Origin of the sequence: Streptomyces sp. TRM64462, from assembly GCF_013362995.1 — a bacterium.
Classification (GTDB): domain Bacteria; phylum Actinomycetota; class Actinomycetes; order Streptomycetales; family Streptomycetaceae; genus Streptomyces.
Map to the genome: position 1 here is coordinate 1 of NZ_JABWDV010000141.1, position 19,996 is coordinate 19,996.

Here is a 19,996-nt window from a genome sequence, read left to right on the forward strand (position 1 = left end):
CGCTCGCCCCGCTCCTCGACCCGCTGCTGCGCGCCCCCGGCCTCGGCCCGCTGCGCACGGCCGCCGTCGTCGACGTGACGACGGGCCGCGAGCTGTACGGGAACGGCGCCACCACGCCCATGGTCCCCGCCTCCACCATCAAGATCGCCACGGCGGCTGCCGCGCTGTCCGCGCTGGGCCCCGACCACCGCATCCCCACGACGGTGGTCACCGCCCCGGCCCCCGGCACCCCGGGGATCACGCTCGTCGGCGGCGGCGATCCCACCCTGGACCGGGCACGCCTCACCGCCCTCGCGACCGCCACGGCCGACGCCCTGCGCGCGCGGAGGACGACGACGGTCACCCTCACGTACGACACCACGCTCTACACGGGCCCGGTACGCCACCCGATCGGCGTCAACGACAACCTCGCCCCCGTCACGCCGCTCATGACGAACGAAGCCCGCCTGAACGACACGGCCTCGGGCCCCGCCCCCCGCTCCGCCACCCCGGCAGCCGATACGGCGCACACGTTCGCGGCGCTCCTGAAGGCGAAGGGCGTCACGGTGCGGGGCGAACCGACGCGAGGCCCGGCAGCGGCGAACCCGACCGAACTGTCCCGCACGGAGTCACTCCCGGTGTCGGCCCTGGTCGAACGCACCCTGACCTACAGCGACAACGACCTGGCGGAGGCCCTGGCCCGCGCCACCGCCCGCGCGACCGGCCACCCGGCGAGCTTCGAGGGCGCCGGCCAGGCCGTCCACGCCGAGCTGCGGAAGCTGGGCGTCCCCCTGGAAGGCGCCCGGTTCGCCGACGGCAGCGGCCTGGACCGCCGCAACCGCGTCACCGCCCGCCTCCTCACCGCGCTCCTCACCCGCGCCGCCGAACGCCCCGCCCTGCGCCCCGTCCTCACCGGCCTCCCGGTCGGCGGCTTCACCGGCACCCTCGAACACCGCTACGCCCCGGACAGCCCGGCCGCGGGCCTGATCCGCGCGAAGACAGGCACCCTGACCGGCGTGAACACCCTGGCCGGCACAGCGGTCGCCCCGAACGGCCACCTCCTGGCCTTCGCCTTCCTGGCGGGCCGGACGCCGTCCCCGTACGAGGCCCAACCGGCCCTGGACGCCCTGGCCACCACCCTGACCACGCCCTGACACGCGCACGTGGACCGTAGACCACGGACACCCGCACGCCGACCCCTGCACGCGCGCGTAGACCCCGGCGGGCCCGCGCCCTGACCCGATGCGTCCCCCACCACGTACGGTTGACGCATGACGAGCATCGGTGGTGCCGAGATGGTCGACTGGAACCTCGCGGTCGCGACCGCGACCCGATTCGTACGGCCCGGCCCCGAGGTGAGCCGTGCCGAAGCCCGCGAGGTCGTCGCCGAGCTGCGACGCCACGCCAAGGCGTCCGAGGAGCACGTCCGCGGATTCACCCGCATGATCCGCGAGGGCCACGAGCCCGAGGACACCCCCGTCCTCGTCGTCGACCGGGCCGGCTGGATCCGCGCCAACGTCGCCGGCTTCCGCGAGCTGCTCAAGCCCCTCCTGGAGAAGATGAGCGAGCGCCGCGCCGCCACCCCCGGCGGCGCCGTGCTCGGCGCGGTCGGCGGCAAGGTGACCGGCGTGGAGCTGGGCATGCTGCTGTCGTTCCTGGCCTCCCGCGTCCTCGGCCAGTACGAGACGTTCGCCCCCGCCACCAGCGAGTTCCCCGCCGGGCCCGACGGCGGCGGCCGGCTCCTCCTCGTCGCGCCGAACATCGTCCACGTCGAGCGCGAACTCGCCGTCGACCCGCACGACTTCCGCCTCTGGGTCAGCCTCCACGAGGAGACGCACCGCACCCAGTTCACCGGCGTGCCCTGGCTGCGCGACCACCTCCAGGGCGAGATCCAGTCGTTCCTCGGCGCCACCGAGGTCGACCCGACGACCGTCCTGGAACGGCTCCGCGAGGCCGCCCAGGCGTTCTCCGGGGCCCGCCCGGAGGGCGAGGAGGACGACGCGGGCCGCTCCCTCGTCGAGCTCGTCCAGACCCCGGAGCAGCGCGAGATCCTGGCCCGCCTCACGGCCGTCATGTCGTTGCTCGAAGGCCACGCCGACTATGTGATGGACGGGGTGGGCCCCCAGGTCGTCCCGTCCGTCCTGGAGATCCGCGAGAAGTTCCAGCAGCGCCGCGCCCGCGGGGCCTCCCGCCTCGACCAGGCGCTGCGCAAGCTCCTCGGCCTGGACGCCAAGCTCCGCCAGTACCGCGACGGCGAGCGGTTCGTCCGCGCCGTCGTCGACGAGGTCGGCATGGACGGCTTCAACCGGGTGTGGACGTCCCCGAACACGCTTCCGACGAAGGCGGAGATCGCCAGGCCCGCCGACTGGGTCGCGAGGGTGCACCGTAAGGCAGACTGAGAAGCCGGAGCAGACCGACGACAGAAGAACGTCCGTCCAATCACCCATCCGAGGGACCGTGGGCGATGGATAGGCGTGCGATGCTCGGGGAACGGCCGGATTCTGTCACCATCGACGCACGCTGAGTGACGAACTGAGTGACCGAACCCCCCGTTCCGACCGTTAAGACTCCGACCGAGGCACCCCAACTTCCACGAAGGGCACCGGACATGGGTCCCCATCCTGCGGTCGCGGCGATACGCCTGGCGGTTCGCCGCGTACTCCACGACGTACTCAACGAGCTCTCCCGGATCCCCGCAGACGACACCACCGGCGACAGCACCCACGACAGCACCCACGACACCACCACCGGCGGCGCCGCCCCCACGCGCCCCCGCGCCGGCGAACCCCCACTCGTCCTCGTCGCCTGCTCCGGCGGTGCCGACTCCATGGCACTCGCCTCCGCCCTGGCCTTCGAGGCGCGCAAGCTCCCCGTCCGCGCCGGCGGCATCACCGTCGACCACGGCCTCCAGGACGGCTCCGACCTCCGGGCCGCCGAGGTCGCCTCCCGGCTCACCGCGCTGCGGCTCGACCCGGTCGAGGCCGTCGCCGTCACCGTCGGCCGCGAGGGCGGGCCCGAAGCCGCCGCACGCGACGCCCGCTACGCCGCCCTCGACGAGGCCGCCGAACGGCTCGGCGCCGCCGCCGTCCTGCTCGGCCACACCCGCGACGACCAGGCCGAGACCGTGCTGCTCGGCCTCGCCCGCGGCTCCGGCATCCGGTCCCTGTCCGGCATGGCCGCCGTATCCGGCGCCGCCGGCCGCTACCGCCGCCCGTTCCTGCACCTCGACCGGCAGACCGCCCGCAAGGCCTGCCTGGTCCAGTCCCTGCCCGTCTGGGACGACCCGATGAACGCCGACCCGGCCTACACCCGGTCCCGGCTGCGCCACGAGGGCCTGCCCGCACTGGAGAAGTCTCTCGGCAAGGGCGTCGTCGAGGCGCTCGCCCGCACCGCCCAGCTCTGCCGTGACGACGCCGACGCCCTCGACACCTGGGCCGCCCAGGCCGACGCGACCGTACGGGACGACGCCGGCCTCCTGGAGTGCGCGAAGCTGTACGCCCTGCCGCCCGCCGTACGCCGCCGCGTCCTGCGCCGGGCCGCCATCGCCGAGGGCGCGCCCGCCGGTTCGCTCTTCGCCCGGCACATCGAGGAACTCGACCGGCTGATCACGGGCTGGCGCGGTCAGGGCGCCATCAATCTGCCCGGCCGGGTCGTCGCACGGCGCCAGGGTGGCAGACTGGTCATCCGGCAAGGCTGACCAAGGCTGTCGCAGGCTGCAACGAAAGTGACCCGGGTGAACGAGAAAGACATGGGCGCCGACCTCAAGTCGGTGCTCATCACCAAGGAAGAGATCGACGCGAAGCTGGCCGAGCTGGCCGCGAAGATCGACGCGGAGTACGCGGGCAAGGACCTGCTCATCGTCGGTGTCCTCAAGGGGGCCGTGATGGTGATGGCGGACCTGGCGCGCGCGCTGTCCACCCCCGTCACCATGGACTGGATGGCCGTCTCGTCGTACGGCGCGGGCACCCAGTCGTCGGGCGTCGTCCGGATCCTCAAGGACCTGGACACCGACATCAAGGGCAAGCACGTCCTGATCGTCGAGGACATCATCGACTCGGGCCTGACCCTGTCCTGGCTGCTGTCCAACCTCGGCTCGCGCGAGCCGGCCTCCCTGGAGGTCTGCACCCTGCTGCGCAAGCCGGAGGCCGCCAAGGTGGCGATCGACGTGAAGTGGATCGGCTTCGACATCCCCAACGAGTTCGTGGTCGGATACGGCCTCGACTACGCGGAGAAGTACCGCAACCTGCCGTTCGTCGGCACGCTCGCGCCGCACGTGTACGGCGGCTGACCAGCAGGGAACCCCGGCCGCCTTTCCACCGTTGGAGGAGGGGAAGGCGGCCGCAGGTCACCATGCTGGGGTACCGTCCGAAGAACAGCTTTTTCCCACACCAGTGCTGATCCCACAGCAGCGCTTACTCTCACAGCAGCATTTACCTACGGGCAGGAGGGACGGGGCGGCACCGCTCCGTATGGATGGACGTGAAGCGATACTTCCGTGGGCCGGTCATGTGGATCGTGCTGGCCGTCCTCGCCGTGGTCGTGTTGATGCAGGTCGTCGGCTCGTCGGGCGGCTACAAGACAGTGGACACCGGCAAGGTCGTCAGGGCGATCGCCCAGAACCAGGTCGATCAGGTCAAGCTGACCACCGGCGACGAACAAATGATCAAGGTCGACCTCAAGGACGGCCAGAAGATCGACGACAGCGACAAGATCCAGGCGAGCTACATCGGCACGCAGGGTTCCGACCTCGCCGCGACGCTGCAGCAGAAGTTCGAGGCGGGTGAGATCGACAAGGGCTACACGGTCACACCGACCAAGCAGAGCGCCTTCGTCTCCGTGCTGCTGTCGCTGCTGCCCTTCGTGCTGATCGTCCTGGTCTTCCTCTTCCTGATGAACCAGATGCAGGGCGGCGGCTCCCGTGTCATGAACTTCGGGAAGTCCAAGGCCAAGCTGATCACCAAGGACACCCCGAAGACGACGTTCTCCGACGTGGCCGGGTCCGACGAGGCCGTCGAGGAACTCCACGAGATCAAGGAGTTCCTGCAGGAGCCCGCCAAGTTCCAGGCCGTCGGCGCCAAGATCCCCAAGGGTGTGCTGCTGTACGGCCCGCCCGGAACGGGCAAGACGCTCCTCGCGCGCGCCGTCGCCGGCGAGGCCGGTGTCCCCTTCTACTCGATCTCCGGCTCCGACTTCGTCGAGATGTTCGTCGGTGTGGGCGCGTCCCGCGTCCGTGACCTCTTCGAGCAGGCCAAGGCGAACGCGCCCGCCATCGTCTTCGTCGACGAGATCGACGCCGTCGGCCGGCACCGCGGCGCGGGCCTCGGCGGCGGCCACGACGAGCGCGAGCAGACCCTGAACCAGCTCCTCGTCGAGATGGACGGCTTCGACGTGAAGGGCGGCGTCATCCTGATCGCCGCCACGAACCGGCCGGACATCCTCGACCCGGCGCTGCTGCGCCCTGGCCGCTTCGACCGCCAGATCGCCGTCGACCGTCCCGACATGCAGGGCCGTCTGGAGATCCTCAAGGTCCACCAGAAGGGCAAGCCGGTCGCGCCCGACGTCGACCTCGGCGCCGTCGCCCGCCGTACGCCGGGCTTCACCGGCGCGGACCTGAGCAACGTCCTCAACGAGGCCGCGCTGCTCACCGCCCGCAGCGACAAGAAGCTGATCGACAACCACATGCTGGACGAGGCGATCGACCGCGTGGTCGCGGGCCCGCAGAAGCGGACCCGGATCATGTCGGACAAGGAGAAGAAGATCACCGCGTACCACGAGGCAGGTCACGCCCTCGTCGCCGCGGCGTCCCCGAACTCCGACCCCGTCCACAAGATCACCATCCTGTCCCGCGGCCGCGCCCTGGGCTACACGATGGTCCTGCCGGACGAGGACAAGTACTCGACCACGCGCAACGAGATGCTCGACCAGCTCGCCTACATGCTGGGCGGGCGCGCCGCCGAGGAGCTGGTCTTCCACGACCCGACCACGGGCGCGGCCAACGACATCGAGAAGGCCACGACCACGGCCCGCGCGATGGTCACGCAGTACGGCATGACCGAGCGCCTCGGCGCGATCAAGTTCGGCGGTGACAACACCGAGCCGTTCCTGGGCCGCGAGATGGCGCACCAGCGCGACTACTCGGAAGAGGTCGCCGCGCTGGTCGACGAAGAGGTCAAGAAGCTCATCGAGGCCGCCCACAACGAGGCCTGGGAGATCCTCGTCGAGAACCGTGACGTCCTCGACAATCTGGTCCTCCAGCTCCTGGAGAAGGAGACCCTCGGCAAGGAGGAGATCGCCGAGATCTTCGCCCCGATCGTGAAGCGCCCGCCGCGCCCGGCCTGGACCGGCTCCTCGCGGCGTACACCCTCGACCCGGCCGCCGGTGCTCTCCCCGAAGGAGCTCGCGCTGACCAACGGTGCCACGCCGTCCACGGCGACCACGGCCACCTCGGCCGCGGTGGACACCACCAAGGCGCCGGAAGCGGTCCCTGAGGAGCGCCCGGAGGCCTGACCTGCCGCTTTCCGGAGGCACGGCCTTCGGGAGAGACCCGGAATGGATGCCGCGCCCCCCAGGTTCTAGCCTGAGGGGGCGCGGCATTCACGCACTTCAGGCAAGACGGAACGAGGCACACATGACCGACGCGGTGACGCTGGACGGCGAGGGCAGGATCGGCGAGTTCGACGAGAAGCGCGCCGAGAACGCCGTACGCGAACTCCTCATCGCGGTCGGTGAGGACCCGGACCGTGAGGGCCTGCGCGAGACGCCGGCGCGGGTGGCCCGGGCGTACAAGGAGATATTCGCGGGCCTGTGGCAGGAGCCCGAGGACGTGCTGACGACGACGTTCGACCTGGGGCACGACGAGATGGTCCTGGTGAAGGACATCGAGGTGTTCAGCACGTGCGAGCACCACCTGGTCCCGTTCCGCGGCGTGGCGCACGTCGGCTACATCCCGTCCACCACCGGCAAGATCACCGGGCTGTCCAAGCTGGCGCGCCTGGTGGACGTGTACGCGCGGCGGCCACAGGTGCAGGAACGTCTGACCACGCAGATCGCCGACTCGCTGATGAAGCTTCTCGAACCGCGCGGTGTGATCGTGGTGATCGAGTGCGAGCACATGTGCATGTCGATGCGCGGCATCCGCAAGCCGGGCGCGAAGACGCTCACATCGGCCGTGCGCGGCCAGCTGCGGGACGTCGCGACCCGCGCCGAGGCGATGAGCCTCATCATGGCCGACTGACAGCCGTGGCGCCCGCTGCGGCGCGGCGGCAGCGGCCGAAGCGGTGGCAGCGGCGGCCGTGGCGGCAGTGGCGGGCCACACAGTGGTGGCGGCCGGTTATGCCGTGGAGGCGCCCGGCGGCTCGTCGTCCTCGGGGAGCTTGCAGACCCGCTCCAGGAACAGGGCCGCCGCGATGACCGCGAAACCCGCCAGCACCGCGAAACCGGCGTAGATGGCCTGGTCGCGGCGGGCCGGGACGTCCAGCGAGCCGAGCAGGAACACGCCCGTCCCGCCGTACATGCCGCTGACCACCGCCGTGACCAGCGCGCTGGCCTGGCCGAACACCACCGCGCGGGCCGCCATCATCGGCTCCACGCCCTTCGCGCCCGGGTGGCGCTCCCGTTGCGCCTTCAGCCGGGCCCGCAGCGACAGCGCCGTCGCGGTGAGGACGGCGGCGATCACCGCGAGGACGACCGGCGCGGCCAGGGGCACGCTCGGCAGGGTGCCGAACGCGTCCCACAGCCGTGCGCCGCCCCAGGACAGGACTCCGGCCACGACGAAGAGTCCGGCCAGTACCTTGACCCGCAGTTGCTTCACCGGTGTCCTTCGCGTGTGTTCGGTGCGGTTCTTGGTCGGTGCGGAACGAGTGCCGTGCCGCTTCCGCCGTACGGTCAACGGTCAGTCGGGCAGGCGGAGTTCCAGGTCGCCGCGGGCCACGACGCCTTCCTGGCCGACACCGGCCAGCAGGTCGGCCACGCGCTGCCCGGAGCCGGGGAGCTGGGCGTCCGGCTCCACGTCGAGCCACGGGCGCAGCACGAAGGCCCGCTCATGGGCGCGCGGGTGCGGCAGGGTGAGGTCCGGGTCGTCGGAGACCTCGTCCGCGTACGTCACGATGTCGACGTCGATGGTGCGGGCGCCCCAGCGCTCGGTGCGCACCCGGTCGAACGCCTCCTCCACGGCCTGCGCCCGCTCCAGGAGCGACGACGGCGGCAGTGTCGTCTTCACGACGATCACCGCGTTGAGGTACGACGGCTGGGAGCCCGGGTCCACGCCCCAGGGCTGCGTCTCGTACACGGGGGACACGGCCTTCACGCGGACGCCCGGGGTGTCCTCCAGCGCGTCGATCGCGCCCTGGAGGTTCTCCAGGCGGTTGCCGAGGTTGCCGCCGAGGGACAGCACGGCCTGTTTGGGGTTGGACAGGGTCGTGTCCGCCGCGTCCACCTGCGCCGTCACGAAGGCGGGCACCGGCTGGACCGTCGGGTCGCTGGGCGTGCGGTTCATACGCGGCTCCGGGTGATCGTGATGGTCACGTCGTCGAACGGGACGGTGATCGGGGCGTCCGGCTTGTGGACGCACACCTCGACCTCCTGGACCCCTTCGTGCTTCAGGCACTGCTGGGCGATGCGCTCGGCGAGCGTCTCGATCAGGTCGACGGGCTCGCCCTGCACCACGTCGACGACCTCCTCCGCGACGATGCCGTAGTGCACCGTCTTCGCCAGGTCGTCGTCGGCGGCGGCGGGCCGGGTGTCGAGGCCCAGCACCAGGTCCACGATGAATGTCTGGCCCTCTTCCCGTTCCCGGGGGAAGACACCGTGGTGCCCGCGGGCCTTGAGGCCGCGCAGCGCGACACGATCCACGCGAATCACTCCTGCTGTCGTAGGTCTGGTGGACACGCGGCCGGGTGCGGACGGCCCGGTGCCACCACTCGAATCTACCCGCGAGCACTGACACGGTCCGCGCACGGGCCCTCCGGCGGGGTCCCGCACGGCTTCGCTTACCCACTCACGGCGGTCACACAGCGCCCTCGTCGTCCTCGTCCTCGTCGGATTCCGCCAGGACGGGTGAACCGTGGTGCGACCAGACCTTCCAGCCCTCCGGGGTGCGCCGGAACACGTTCGTCGCCACGACCAGCTGGCCCACGAGGGGGCCGAGCTCGGCGCCGTCCTCGGCGGGGCCGCCGCTGAGGATGTTCTCGGTGCAGGTCACCAGGGCCGTGTCGGCGGACAGGGACACCTTCACATCGGTCAGGAAGAACTGGATGTACTCGGTGTTCGCCATGATCAGCGCGTACGAGCGGAGCACCTCGCCCCGGCCCGAGAGGACGGGCCACCCGGGGTGGACGCAGGAGATCTCGCCGTACCGCTCGTCCAGCCAGAGGTCGGCGACCGCTTCGAAGTCGCCGCGCTCCATCGCCTCGTAGAAGGCGGTGTTCGCCTCCTCGACCGCCTCGGTGTCGGTGCGGGCGCCGCTCACGAGGCGGCGCCCTCGACGGCGCGGGCCACGCGTACGGCGTCCGCCGTCGCCCGCACCTCGTGGACGCGGACGGCCCAGGCGCCTTCGTGCGCGGCGATCGCGGAGACCGCGGCGGTGGCCGCGTCCCGTTCCCGGGCGGGTGGCGGGTTGTGGCCCTCGCCGGCCAGGACACGGCCGAGGAAGCGCTTGCGGGAGGCGGCGACGAGCAGGGGGCGCCCGAGGGCGCGGAGCTCGGCCAGATGGGCGACGAGGGCGAGGTCGTGCTCGGCCTGCTTGGCGAAGCCGAGGCCCGGGTCGACGATCAGCCGCTCCGGGGCGATGCCGCCCGCGACGACGGCCTCGACGCGCGCGTGGAGCTCCGCGACGACCTCGGCGACCACGTCGTCGTACACGGCGAGGCTGTTCATGTTCTCGCTGAAGCCGCGCCAGTGCATGACGACGAAGGGCACGTCGGCGGCGGCGACGGACGGCACCATGCCGGGGTCCGCGAGCCCGCCGCTGACGTCGTTGACGAGGACCGCGCCGGCCTCCACGGCCTTGCGGGCGACGGCGGCGCGCATCGTGTCGACCGAGACGGTGACGCCCTCGGACGCCAGCCCCCGCACGACCGGGACGACCCGCCGCAGCTCCTCCTCCTCGTCCACCCGGGTGGCGCCGGGGCGCGTCGACTCACCGCCGACGTCCACCAGGTCGGCGCCCTGGGCGACGAGGTCGAGGCCGTGCTTGACGGCTGCGGTGGTGTCGAACCAGCGGCCGCCGTCGGAGAAGGAGTCGGGCGTCACATTGACGACGCCCATCACCGCACAGCGGTCCCACTCCGGCAGGCCCCGGACCGTACCCCGTCCACGCAACGTACTCATGGGACCCAGCCTAGGCCCGTACGCCGGACGGGGCGCCGTCCGGGCCGGTCCTGCGGGACCGGGCGGGTGGCGCCCCGTCGTGTGGGGGTGCGGGTGGGGTCTTGTCAGGCGGCACGCATCTCGTGCTCGCCCTTGGCGGGGGTGATGTGGGCGCACGGGCGGGCCGTGCGGGTGGCGCGGCGGCGGAACGGGCGGGGCGGCGCCAGGTTGACGAAGCCCTCGGCCTGCATGGCGGCGAAGCCGATGCGGGGCAGGTCGCGGGTGCTGCGGTAGACGACGAAGCGGGGCTCCCAGCGGGGCTGGAACTTCGCGTTGAACTTGTACAGCGACTCGATCTGGAACCAGCGGGACAGGAAGACCAGCAGGCCGCGCCAGACGCGCAGGACGGGGCCCGCGCCGAGCTTCTCGCCGCGGGCGAGCGCCGAGCGGAACATCGCGAAGTTCAGCGAGACGCGCTCCACGCCGAGCTGCGGGGACGCCTGGAGGGCGGCGACGATGAGCAGCTCGTTCATGCCGGGGTCGGCGGAGCGGTCGCGGCGCATCAGCTCCAGGGACATGCCGTCCCGGCCCCACGGCACGAAGTGGATGATCGCCTTCAGGTCGCCGTAGGGGGAGGTCTCCAGGGTGTCGTCGACCTTGTGGGCCGTGGCGATCACGGCGTCGCCGTCGGCGGCGTCTCCGATCCGGCCCAGGGCCATGGAGAAGCCGCGCTCCGTGTCGGTGCCGCGCCAGTCGGCGGCCGCCCGGCGGATACGCTCCAGCTCGGCGTCGGACAGGTCACGGGCGCGCCGGACTCGGGTCTCGTAGCCGTTGCGCTCGATGCGCTTGACCATCTGGCGCACGTTCCGCATGGCGCGCCCGGACAGGGAGAAATCCGCGACGTCCACCACCGCCTCGTCGCCGAGCTCCAGGGCGTCGAGGCCGGTCTCGCGGGTCCACACCTGGCCGCCGGTCTCGGAGCAGCCCATGACGGCAGGCGTCCAGGAGTGGGCCTTGGCCTCGTCCATGAACCGTTCGATGGCGCCGGGCCAGGCCTCGACGTCGCCGATCGGGTCGCCGCTGGCGAGCATCACACCGGAGACGACGCGGTACGTGACGGCCGCCTTGCCGCTGGGCGAGAAGACGACGGCCTTGTCGCGGCGGAGCGCGAAGTGGCCCAGCGAGTCACGGGCGCCGTGCTTGGCGAGCAGCTCGCGCAGCCGCGCCTCGTCGTCCTCGGTGAGCCTGGCGACCGGGTGCTCGGGGCGGAAGGCCAGGTAGATGGTGGTGACGGCGGTGAGCAGGCCGAGCGCGCCGAGGGAGTAGCCGACGGTCCAGGAGACGCTGCCGCCGTAGCCGACCGGGCCCTCGACGCCGAACAGGCCGAGCAGCACGTGCTCCAGGCGGTCGCTGAGGCTGGGGTCGCCGACGACCTTGCCCGGGTGGGCGCTGACGATGAGCAGGCCGAGCGCGATGGAGCCGGCGCCCATGAGGACGAAGTTGGCCAGGGCGCGCCAGCGGCTGCGCGGGTCGGGCAGTGCCGCGAACTCCTCGCGGTGGCGCAGGAGCAGCGCCAGCAGGACGAGGGACAGCAGCACCCCGATCACGGAATGGCGGTAGACAAACTGGGCTACCGCGCCGAGAGGGAGCAGGATGACGGCCGCCCGCCAGGCGCGGCGCTTGTGGCGCTTCAGTCCGTGCGCGAGCAGCAGCAGCAGAACGCCGACGCTCAGCGAGAGCGCGGCGGACAGCGGCCCGATCGTGCCGGGCAGCACCTCCACCAGGTCGTGGAACCGGCTGGCGCGGAACCGGGGGAACGCCCCGGCCGCGATGTCGACGAGGCCGATGAACGTGCAGGCCGTGCCGACGATCGACGGCACCTTTTCGGGGCGGGGTCCACGCAGGACCCGGCGCCACCGATTAGGAACCGATCCTGACTTATCCCCATCTACCGTGACAGACATGGCTTCCCGTGGCTCCGCGAGAGGTCGTTTCGTCCCTTCGGCCCGATGCGAATCGGCGCCGGACAACCGGACAATGTGCGCCCTCTAGGACGACGTGTCAGGGCGGGGGGTTCACTCGGGCCCCGGAAAAAATCTCGACGAACCTCGACGAAGAAGAAGGCTTGGACGACGCATGGGTCTCACCAGCAACAAAGTTCTGGCGTTGGCCGTCCTCGTGGCCGTGCTGCTGTTCGCGGTCACGGTGTGGCTGTGGCCCCGGCTGGCCCGGCGGAGCTGGCGCGCGGTGCTGGGCAGGGTGGGGCTGCTGCTGGTGACCCAGCTGTCCCTGTTCGCCTCGGTCGGCCTCGCCGCCAACAACTACTTCCTGTTCTACGGCTCCTGGGCCGATCTGCTCGGCCAGGAACAGGAGATGGGGGTGGTCGTCGACCACTCGGCGGCGAGCAGAAACGTCACGGTGGTCGAGAAGCAGAAGATGAACGTGCCCGGCGGCGACCGCCCCGAGATCGGCGGCCAGATCCAGAAGGTCGTCATCTCCGGCGAGACCTCCCGCATCAAGAGCCCCGCGTACGTGTACCTGCCGCCCGAGTACTTCCAGCCCGCCCACGCGCAGCGCACCTTCCCCGCGGCCGTCGTCCTGACCGGCTACCCGGGCACCGCCGAGAACCTGCTCAAGGGGCTGCGCTATCCGCGCACCGCCTACGAGCAGGCCAAGGCCAAGAAGATGCAGCCGATGATCCTGGTCCTGCTGCGCCCGACGGTCGCGCCGCCGCGCGACACCGAGTGCGTGGACGTGCCGGGCGGCCCGCAGACGGAGACGTACTTCGCGAAGGACCTGCCGAAGGCGATCTCGGAGACGTACCGGGTGGGCAAGGACGCGCGGAACTGGGGCTTCATCGGCAACTCGACCGGCGGCTACTGCGCCCTGAAGATCGCGCTGCACCACCCGGAGCAGTTCTCGGCGGGCGCGGGCCTCTCCGCGTACTACAAGGCGGCCGAGGACGTCACGACGGGCGATCTCTTCCAGGGCGACGCGAAGCTGCGCAACCGCGCCGACCTGCTGTGGAGCCTGGATCACCTCCCCCAGGGCAAGTCGTCCTTCCTCGTCGCGACGTCGAAGCAGGGCGAGAGCAACCTGCGGGGCACGCTGGACTTCATCAAGAAGGTCAAGGCCCCCGCGCGCGTGTCGTCGATCACCCTCGACAACGGCGGCCACAACTTCGGCACCTGGAACCGGGAGATCCCCCCGGCCCTGGTCTGGATGAGCAAGCGCCTCAGCGCGGCGTGACACCTGCGTCCGCCGCCTCGCCCACGGACCGCCGCAGCGCCTCGTGCAGCCGGTCCGGGGTGAGGACGCCGAGGTACCGGCCGTCGCCCTCGCCGCCGCCCGCCACGACGGCCACCCAGCCCGCGTCGTAGCGGAGCATGGCCGAGAACGCCTCCTTGAGGGACGCGCCGAGCGCCACGCGCGCGTCCATCGGCCGGGCCAGCTCCCGGACCGTGCCCTTCGCGGCCGGCGCTGCGGGCAGCCAGCCGTACGGGCGCCCGTCCTCGTCCACGACGACGGCCCGTGAGCCGTCCAGGGCAGCGCGGGGCAGCGGGTCGTCGATGCGGACGACCGGCGGCCGCTCCAGGTGGCCCTCCTCGACCGGCGTGACGGCGAGCCGCCGCAGGGCCCGGTCCGCGCCGACGAAGTCCGCGACGTACGGGCTGACCGGCGCGCCCAGGACCGTGGCGGGCGTGTCGAACTGCTCGATGCGCCCCTGCCCGTACACGGCCATCCGGTCACCGAGCCGGACCGCCTCCTCCAGGTCGTGGGTGACGAACAGCACCGTCTTGCGCATCTGCGCCTGGAGCTTGAGGAACTCGCTCTGCAGGTGCTCCCGCACGACGGGGTCGACCGCCCCGAACGGCTCGTCCATCAGCAGCACCGGCGGGTCGGCAGCGAGCGCGCGGGCCACCCCGACGCGCTGCCGCTGGCCGCCGGAGAGCTGGTCCGGGTAGCGGTCGCCGTAGGTGCGCGGGTCCAGGCCGACCAGGTCCAGCAGCTCCGCCGCGCGCGCGTGCGCCGCGGCCCGCCCGGAGCCCAGGAGGCGCGGCACGGTCGCGGTGTTCTCCAGGACCGTGCGGTGCGGGAAGAGGCCGACCTGCTGGATGACGTAGCCGATCCGGCGCCGCAGGTCGACGGGGTCGGTGGCGGCGATGTCCCGGCCGGCCACGTGGATGCTGCCCCCGGTCGGCTCGACGAGCCGGTTGACCATCTTCATCGTGGTGGTCTTGCCGCAGCCGGACGGACCGACGAGCGTGACCAGTTCACCCTCCGCCACCTCGAACGACAGATCGTCGACGGCCGTGGTGCCGTCCGCGTACCGCTTGGTGACGTGCTCGAACCGGATCACTGCTCCCCCTTGTAACACGTGGTGACGTAGAGGCCCATGGTGCCTGTCCGGGGCGTCCTCCGGTGATTGTCAGTGCCGCGGGTTAGGGTCTTTTCCAGTCGAACACCACATCGACGGGCGGGGTGTGACGCCGGGTCCGGAGACCGGGGGAGGTGCGAGCGATGCGTACGGGAGTCCTGTCCGCAGCGGGCGACGGGTGCCTCGCGGCCAACGAGTGGATCTGCGGCGCATACGTGCGCTCCCGCGCCCAGGAGCTGACGGACGCGACGGTGCAGCACATCTGGATCACGGCCGTGTCGGTGCTGATCGGGCTCGCCGTGGCGTTCCCGCTCGCGCTGCTGGTGCGGGCCCGCCCGGCCTTCGCGGGGCCGGTGCTGGGGCTGACGACCGTGCTGTACGCGGTCCCGTCCCTCGCGATGTTCTCGCTGCTGCTGCCGCTGTTCGGGCTTTCGGCGGCGCTGGTCGTCACCGGTCTCGTCCTGTACTCGCTGACCATCCTCGTACGGAACATCCTGGCCGGGCTCGCCGCCGTGCCCGAGGAGACGCGCGAGGCGGCCCGCGGGATGGGGTACGGGCCGGGGCGGCTGCTGCGTGAGGTTGAGCTGCCGCTGGCGCTGCCCGCCCTGATGGCGGGGGTGCGGATGGCGACGGTGTCGACGATCGCCCTGACGACCGTCGGCGCGCTGGTGGACTACGGCGGCCTGGGGACGCTCATCATGAGCGGCCTGAAGAGCTACTTCAAGGCGCAGGTGCTGACCGCGTCCGTGCTGAGCGTGCTGCTCGCGGTGGCGGCCGACGTGCTGCTGCTCGGGCTCCAGTGGCTGCTGACGCCGTGGGCGCGGCGCGCGGGCGGCGGGGCGCGGTCCCGGGCACGCGTGCGGGGCGTGGGGGAGGCGGTCTGAGCGATGGGCGTGGTGGCGGACGCCTGGGCGTGGCTGACGACCGGGGCGAACTGGCAGGGCGAGTCCGGCGTGTGGCACCGGCTCGGCGAGCACCTGTGGTTCAGCGGGGTGTGCCTGGTCCTGTCGTGCCTGATCGCACTGCCGCTCGCGTTCTGGCTGGGCCACATCGGCCGGGGCGGCGCCCTGGCGGTGAACGTGTCCAACGTGGGGCGCGCGGTGCCCACGCTCGCGGTGCTGGTGCTGCTGACGCTCACTCCGCTCGGGCGGTACGGCGGCATACCGACGATCGTCGCGCTGGTGCTGTTCGCGGTGCCTCCGCTGCTCACCAACGCGTATCTGGGCATGCGCGAGGTGGACCGGGCGGTGGTGGAGGCCGCGCGGGGCATGGGGATGTCGGGCGGCCAGCTCTTCCGCACGGTCGAACTGCCCCTGGCACTCCCCATGGTGCTGACGGGGCTGCGGCTCGCGTCCGTCCAGGTGATCGCCACGGCGACACTCGCCGCGATGGCCGGCGAGGGCGGCCTCGGCCGGATCATCACGGCGGGTTTCCACACCTACGACACCGCGCAGGTGTTCGCGGGAGCCCTGCTCGTCGGCGCGCTGGCGCTGCTCGTCGAAGGCGTACTGGTCGCGGCGAGCCGGGCGTTCACGGGCCGAGAACCGAACGCGAACGGACGGAGACGGAGAGCGTGATGACGAGGACCGGGATGACGGGGACAGCGATGACGGGGGCGGCGATGAAGGAGACGGCGATCACGAGGGCGCCGATGACGAGGACGGTCATGGTTCCGCGCCGGGCCGCCCGCAGGGCGGGTACGGCGCTGGGGGTGCTGGCCCTGGCGGGCGGGCTCGCCGCGTGCGGGGGCGGCGCCAGCCTGGAGGAGCGCGGCGGCACGGGGACGTCCGGCGACGCCTCGGGCGGGCCGTCCGGCCGGGGCACGCTGGTCGTCGGCGCGGCGGGCTTCACCGAGTCGCGGGTGCTGGCGGAGCTGTACGCCCAGGTGCTGGGCGACGCCGGGTACCGCACGTCCATCAGAACCGTCGAGAACCGCGAGCTGTACGAACCGTCCCTGGAGAAGGGCGAGATCGACGTCGTACCGGAATACGCGGCTACGCTTGCGGAATTTCTCAACGCGAAGGTGAACGGACCGAAGGCGCCCGAGGAGAAGCCGGTCGCCTCCAGCGATGTGACCGCGACCGTGGCCGCCCTGGAGAAGCTCGCCACGCCGCGCGGCCTGAAGGTTCTTCCGGCGGGAGAGGCCGTCGACCAGAACGCTTTCGCGGTGACCAGGGAATTCGCCGAGAAGAACAAGCTCAAGACGCTTTCGGATCTCGGCAGGTCGAAGCTGAAGGTGAAGATCGCGGCGGGTGACGAGTGCGCCGTACGGCCGTTCTGCGCACCGGGCCTCAAGTCCGTATACGGAATCGATGTGGCGGGCATCGACCCGAAGGGCGTCGGCACCCCGCAGTCCAAGCAGGCCGTGAGGGACGGCACCGACCAGATGGTGCTCACCACGACGACGGACGCCACGCTCGACGCGTTCGGGCTTGTGCTGCTGGAGGACGACAAGAAGCTGCAGAACGCCGACAATGTGCTGCCCGTCGTCAATGCCGAGGACGCCGGATCACCGCAGATCGCGGCCGCTCTCGACAAGGTCACCAAGGCTCTGACGACGGCGGATCTGGTGGAGTTGAACAGGAAGGTCGACGCCGAGCGGGCAAAGCCCGCGGACGTCGCGAAGGCTTACCTGGAGGACAAGGGCCTGCTCCGGAAGTAAGCCCCCTGTGAAGTGGGTTGGCGGGAGCAGCGGGTGTGGCGGCCCGCGAAACGGAACGGGTGGGCAAAACATTGCCGGGGCGGCCCCCCATCCGCCCCCTACGCACGGTAAATTTCAGGCCATGCCACGTGGACGCCACCGCCATTCCCCACCCCTGCACCGGCTTCTGCCGCCCTCCGCGGTGGCCGGAGCGTCCGTCCTCTGTGCCGGCGGTGCCTGGCTCCTGGCCGATCCGCTGGGCCTGCGGCTCCTGGTCGCGGCCGCCGCGGCGGCGGCCGTCACCGGCGCGGTCCTCATGCGGACCTGGGACCGTACGGCAGGCCGGCGCGTCGCCGAGCTGACCCGCGCCCGCGCCAGCGACCAGTGGAAGACCGAGGAACGCATAGCCGAGCTGGAGGCCGACCTCGACGACGCCCGCGAACTGCGCGCCAAGCTGGACGCGAAGCTGCGCGCCAAGCGGGTCGAGCTCGCCGGGCTGCGCAACGAGCACGCCGAGCTGCTGCGGCGGTACGCCACGGCCGAGACCGAGCGGGCCAGCGCCCTGGAGGGCCGCCGCCAACTGGCGCTGGGCGCCACGGAACCGGCGATGGGCAAGGGCGCGGGATCCGGCTCTGGTGCCGGTGCTGCGGCTGGTGCTGGTGCCGGTTCTGGTTCTGGTGCCGGAGCGGAGGGCGCGGGCGAGACCGTGTCCGGGAGCGGTACGGCGCTGGTGAGGGCCTCGTCGGTGCCGACGCCGGCCGACTACCTCAAGGCGGCCCGGGCGCTCCAGCAGCTGTCGCGCAACGCCGCGGCCCAGGAGGCCCGTCGTATCGCCGAGGCGGCCCTCAACTCCTCGGCCGCGTCCGCGATGCGCCCCGTGCCCGCGGCGGCCGCCATCGTGCCGTACTCCGCCCAGCGCCGCCCGGTGCCGCGCCCGGAGGGCAGCTTCGACTTCTTCGGCACGCAGGGGCAGAAGGCGCTCCGCAAGGAGGTGGCCGCGAAGAAGCCGATGGCCGCGATCGAGGCCGTACAGGAGGAGGACCTGGCGGACGTCGTCGGCGAGGAGGCGCTGGCCGACGCCGGGGCGGTGGCCCCGCCGCAGCCGCCGCAGCCGCGGCGCGCCGAGGAGCGGGCGGTCGGCAAGGTCATCGACCTGACGGCGCACGACGAGACCGAGCAGCTGGACGTCGCGGAACTGCGGGACGCGGTCAGCTCCTGAGCGACGTGACGACGTGACGACGTGACGACGCGACGACGCGACGAAGAGGCGGCCGGGCGGACGATCCCCCCGGCCGCTTCCGCGTCGCGTCGGCCTACTTGTTACTTGTCGATGTCGCCGACGACGAAGAAGAACGAGCCGAGGATCGCCACCATGTCCGAGACCAGCGTGCCCGGCAGGAGCTCGGTCAGGACCTGGATGTTGTTGTAGGACGCCGAGCGCAGCTTCAGCCGGTACGGGGTCTTCTCGCCCTTGGACACCAGGTAGTAGCCGTTGATGCCGAGCGGGTTCTCGGTCCAGGCGTACGTGTGGCCCTCGGGCGCCTTGAGCACCTTCGGCAGCCGCTGGTTGATCGGCCCCGGCGGCAGCTCCGCGATCCGGTCGAGGCATGCCTCGGCCAGCTCCAGCGCGTTGTGCGTCTGCTCCAGCAGGCACTCGAACCGCGCCAGGCAGTCGCCCTCCGCGCGCGTGACGACCCTCAGGGTGTCCTGGAGCTCCCCGTACGCCAGGTACGGCTCGTCGCGCCGCAGGTCGAAGTCGACGCCGGAGGCGCGGGCGATCGGCCCGCTCACCCCGTACGCGTGGGCCAGCTCCTGCGACAGGACGCCAACCCCGCGCGTACGGCCGCGGAAGATCTCGTTGCCGAGGACCAGCCGGTCGTACACGTCCATCCGCGAGCTGATGGCGGCGACGGCCTCGCGGGTGCGGCCGAGCCAGCCGGCCGGGAGGTCCTCCTTGAGACCGCCGACCCGGTTGAACATGTAGTGCATCCGGCCGCCGGAGATCTCCTCCATCACGTGCTGGAGGTCCTCGCGCTCACGGAACGCGTGGAAGATCGGGGTGATACCACCCAGTTCGAGCGGGTACGAACCGAGGAACATCAGATGGTTCAGGACCCGGTTCAGCTCGGCGAGGAGCGTCCGCATCCACACGGCACGCTCCGGGACCTCCATGCCGAGCATCCGCTCGACGGCCATGACGACGCCCAGCTCGTTGGAGAACGCGGACAGCCAGTCGTGGCGGTTGGCCAGCATGACGATCTGCCGGTAGTCGCGGGCCTCGAACAGCTTCTCCGCGCCCCGGTGCATATAGCCGACCACCGGCTCGGCGTGCTGGATCAGCTCGCCGTCGAGGACCAGCCGGAGGCGCAGCACACCGTGGGTGGAGGGGTGCTGCGGTCCGATGTTCAGCACCATGTCGGTGCTCTCCGCGGCACCGCCGATGCCGACCGTGGTCTCCCTGGGCTGGGTCGTCTCGGTCTCCGTCATGCCGGACAGTATCCCTCGCCGGGCACGCGCTGGAGCAGCCAGGTGAAGTCGCCCAGGCCGCCGCGCGCGGTCAGCTCGGCGGCCTCGCCCGCGGCGGCGAGGGCCCGCACGTAGGCGGCCGGGTCGCGGGAGGCGAGGGTGAGCGGCGGGCGCTCGCCGGTCACGCCGAGGCGGCGGAGGGCCTCGCGCTGCGGGACCAGCTCGAC

General features: G+C 71.8%; 19 protein-coding genes and 1 pseudogene. 11 read left to right on the forward strand and 9 right to left on the reverse strand.

The features are described from left to right. The 6 genes from dacB to folE form a co-directional block, all read left to right on the forward strand. Positions 1–1,133 (forward strand): D-alanyl-D-alanine carboxypeptidase/D-alanyl-D-alanine-endopeptidase (gene dacB, locus HTZ82_RS06430; RefSeq protein ID WP_175408308.1); only part of this gene is annotated, 1,133 nt, incomplete at its 5' end. 117 nt (positions 1,134–1,250) lie between these two features. After that, a complete protein-coding gene (locus HTZ82_RS06435) occupies positions 1,251–2,378 on the forward strand; it encodes a zinc-dependent metalloprotease (protein WP_175408309.1) in 1,128 nt (375 codons plus the stop codon). A gap of 209 nt (positions 2,379–2,587) precedes the next feature. Beyond that, positions 2,588–3,676 (forward strand): tRNA lysidine(34) synthetase TilS, encoded by a 1,089-nt coding sequence (tilS, locus tag HTZ82_RS06440; RefSeq protein WP_175408310.1) that lies wholly within the window; start codon positions 2,588–2,590, stop codon positions 3,674–3,676. Positions 3,677–3,727: 51 nt separating this feature from the next. Beyond that, positions 3,728–4,267 (forward strand): hypoxanthine phosphoribosyltransferase, encoded by a 540-nt coding sequence (hpt, locus tag HTZ82_RS06445; RefSeq protein WP_149184520.1) that lies wholly within the window; start codon positions 3,728–3,730, stop codon positions 4,265–4,267. 185 nt (positions 4,268–4,452) lie between these two features. Continuing rightward, positions 4,453–6,486: an ATP-dependent zinc metalloprotease FtsH gene (ftsH, locus tag HTZ82_RS06450; RefSeq protein WP_175408311.1), complete on the forward strand. Its 2,034-nt coding sequence runs from the start codon at positions 4,453–4,455 to the stop codon at positions 6,484–6,486. A 121-nt stretch (positions 6,487–6,607) separates the two neighbouring features. Continuing rightward, entirely contained in the window at positions 6,608–7,213 is a 606-nt protein-coding gene (gene folE / locus HTZ82_RS06455) for a GTP cyclohydrolase I FolE (protein ID WP_175408312.1), read from the forward strand. A 96-nt stretch (positions 7,214–7,309) separates the two neighbouring features. Here folE and HTZ82_RS06460 read toward each other — a convergent pair whose 3' ends face one another. From HTZ82_RS06460 to HTZ82_RS06485, 6 genes are all read right to left on the reverse strand, one after another. Next, positions 7,310–7,789: a DUF3180 domain-containing protein gene (locus HTZ82_RS06460; RefSeq protein WP_175408313.1), complete on the reverse strand. Its 480-nt coding sequence runs from the start codon at positions 7,787–7,789 to the stop codon at positions 7,310–7,312. Between the two features lie 81 nt (positions 7,790–7,870). After that, positions 7,871–8,473 (reverse strand): 2-amino-4-hydroxy-6-hydroxymethyldihydropteridine diphosphokinase, encoded by a 603-nt coding sequence (gene folK / locus HTZ82_RS06465; RefSeq protein WP_175408314.1) that lies wholly within the window; start codon positions 8,471–8,473, stop codon positions 7,871–7,873. Beyond that, the gene (gene folB / locus HTZ82_RS06470) at positions 8,470–8,829 is read right to left on the reverse strand and encodes a dihydroneopterin aldolase (protein WP_175408315.1); all 360 of its coding nucleotides are present in this window, start codon (positions 8,827–8,829) and stop codon (positions 8,470–8,472) included. Before folB ends, folK begins: the two co-directional genes overlap by 4 nt. 154 nt (positions 8,830–8,983) lie before the next feature. Next, positions 8,984–9,445, reverse strand: a complete 462-nt coding sequence (locus HTZ82_RS06475; protein WP_175408316.1) for a nuclear transport factor 2 family protein — start codon at positions 9,443–9,445, stop codon at positions 8,984–8,986. Further along, positions 9,442–10,305, reverse strand: a complete 864-nt coding sequence (gene folP / locus HTZ82_RS06480; protein ID WP_175408317.1) for a dihydropteroate synthase — start codon at positions 10,303–10,305, stop codon at positions 9,442–9,444. The genes HTZ82_RS06475 and folP overlap by 4 nt, the downstream gene beginning before the upstream one ends. A 104-nt stretch (positions 10,306–10,409) precedes the next feature. Further along, positions 10,410–12,248, reverse strand: a complete 1,839-nt coding sequence (locus HTZ82_RS06485; RefSeq protein ID WP_175408318.1) for a phosphatidylglycerol lysyltransferase domain-containing protein — start codon at positions 12,246–12,248, stop codon at positions 10,410–10,412. Positions 12,249–12,420: 172 nt separating this feature from the next. On the opposite strand from HTZ82_RS06485, the gene HTZ82_RS06490 reads away from it, so the two are divergent. Continuing rightward, positions 12,421–13,533: an esterase family protein gene (locus HTZ82_RS06490; RefSeq protein ID WP_175408319.1), complete on the forward strand. Its 1,113-nt coding sequence runs from the start codon at positions 12,421–12,423 to the stop codon at positions 13,531–13,533. Here the strand turns inward: HTZ82_RS06490 and HTZ82_RS06495 are convergent. Continuing rightward, on the reverse strand, positions 13,520–14,644 hold the full coding sequence (locus HTZ82_RS06495) for an ATP-binding cassette domain-containing protein (RefSeq protein WP_175408320.1): 1,125 nt from the start codon (positions 14,642–14,644) through the stop codon (positions 13,520–13,522). The genes HTZ82_RS06490 and HTZ82_RS06495 overlap by 14 nt on opposite strands. 161 nt (positions 14,645–14,805) lie before the next feature. Between HTZ82_RS06495 and HTZ82_RS06500 the strand changes: the two genes are divergently transcribed. From HTZ82_RS06500 to HTZ82_RS06515, 4 genes are all read left to right on the forward strand, one after another. After that, positions 14,806–15,546, forward strand: a complete 741-nt coding sequence (locus tag HTZ82_RS06500; protein WP_175408321.1) for an ABC transporter permease — start codon at positions 14,806–14,808, stop codon at positions 15,544–15,546. Between the two features lie 3 nt (positions 15,547–15,549). Beyond that, on the forward strand, positions 15,550–16,239 hold the full coding sequence (locus HTZ82_RS06505; RefSeq protein ID WP_175408322.1) for an ABC transporter permease: 690 nt from the start codon (positions 15,550–15,552) through the stop codon (positions 16,237–16,239). 89 nt (positions 16,240–16,328) lie between these two features. Further along, complete coding sequence (locus HTZ82_RS06510; RefSeq protein WP_175408325.1) at positions 16,329–17,324, forward strand: ABC transporter substrate-binding protein; 996 nt, start codon at positions 16,329–16,331, stop codon at positions 17,322–17,324. Positions 17,325–17,445: 121 nt separating this feature from the next. Further along, the gene (locus tag HTZ82_RS06515) at positions 17,446–18,522 is read left to right on the forward strand and encodes a hypothetical protein (protein ID WP_175408323.1); all 1,077 of its coding nucleotides are present in this window, start codon (positions 17,446–17,448) and stop codon (positions 18,520–18,522) included. Between the two features lie 101 nt (positions 18,523–18,623). Here HTZ82_RS06515 and HTZ82_RS06520 read toward each other — a convergent pair whose 3' ends face one another. Then, complete coding sequence (locus HTZ82_RS06520; RefSeq protein WP_175408324.1) at positions 18,624–19,790, reverse strand: NADH-quinone oxidoreductase subunit D; 1,167 nt, start codon at positions 19,788–19,790, stop codon at positions 18,624–18,626. Then, a pseudogene (locus HTZ82_RS06525) lies at positions 19,787–19,996 on the reverse strand (hypothetical protein); the annotation flags it as partial. The gene HTZ82_RS06520 and the pseudogene HTZ82_RS06525, both read right to left, overlap by 4 nt.

What these genes read in the sequence shown, in the direction of transcription:
- folP (WP_175408317.1), bottom strand. Translation starts at nt 10,305, where the DNA reads ATGAGTACGTTGCGTGGACGGGGTACGGTCCGGGGCCTGCCGGAGTGG.
- HTZ82_RS06435 (WP_175408309.1), top strand. Translation starts at nt 1,251, where the DNA reads ATGACGAGCATCGGTGGTGCCGAGATGGTCGACTGGAACCTCGCGGTC.
- HTZ82_RS06510 (WP_175408325.1), top strand. Translation starts at nt 16,329, where the DNA reads ATGGTTCCGCGCCGGGCCGCCCGCAGGGCGGGTACGGCGCTGGGGGTG.
- folK (WP_175408314.1), bottom strand. Translation starts at nt 8,473, where the DNA reads ATGAACCGCACGCCCAGCGACCCGACGGTCCAGCCGGTGCCCGCCTTC.
- HTZ82_RS06505 (WP_175408322.1), top strand. Translation starts at nt 15,550, where the DNA reads ATGGGCGTGGTGGCGGACGCCTGGGCGTGGCTGACGACCGGGGCGAAC.
- hpt (WP_149184520.1), top strand. Translation starts at nt 3,728, where the DNA reads ATGGGCGCCGACCTCAAGTCGGTGCTCATCACCAAGGAAGAGATCGAC.
- HTZ82_RS06490 (WP_175408319.1), top strand. Translation starts at nt 12,421, where the DNA reads ATGGGTCTCACCAGCAACAAAGTTCTGGCGTTGGCCGTCCTCGTGGCC.
- HTZ82_RS06500 (WP_175408321.1), top strand. Translation starts at nt 14,806, where the DNA reads ATGCGTACGGGAGTCCTGTCCGCAGCGGGCGACGGGTGCCTCGCGGCC.
- tilS (WP_175408310.1), top strand. Translation starts at nt 2,588, where the DNA reads ATGGGTCCCCATCCTGCGGTCGCGGCGATACGCCTGGCGGTTCGCCGC.
- HTZ82_RS06515 (WP_175408323.1), top strand. Translation starts at nt 17,446, where the DNA reads ATGCCACGTGGACGCCACCGCCATTCCCCACCCCTGCACCGGCTTCTG.
- ftsH (WP_175408311.1), top strand. Translation starts at nt 4,453, where the DNA reads ATGGACGTGAAGCGATACTTCCGTGGGCCGGTCATGTGGATCGTGCTG.
- HTZ82_RS06520 (WP_175408324.1), bottom strand. Translation starts at nt 19,790, where the DNA reads ATGACGGAGACCGAGACGACCCAGCCCAGGGAGACCACGGTCGGCATC.
- HTZ82_RS06485 (WP_175408318.1), bottom strand. Translation starts at nt 12,248, where the DNA reads ATGTCTGTCACGGTAGATGGGGATAAGTCAGGATCGGTTCCTAATCGG.
- folE (WP_175408312.1), top strand. Translation starts at nt 6,608, where the DNA reads ATGACCGACGCGGTGACGCTGGACGGCGAGGGCAGGATCGGCGAGTTC.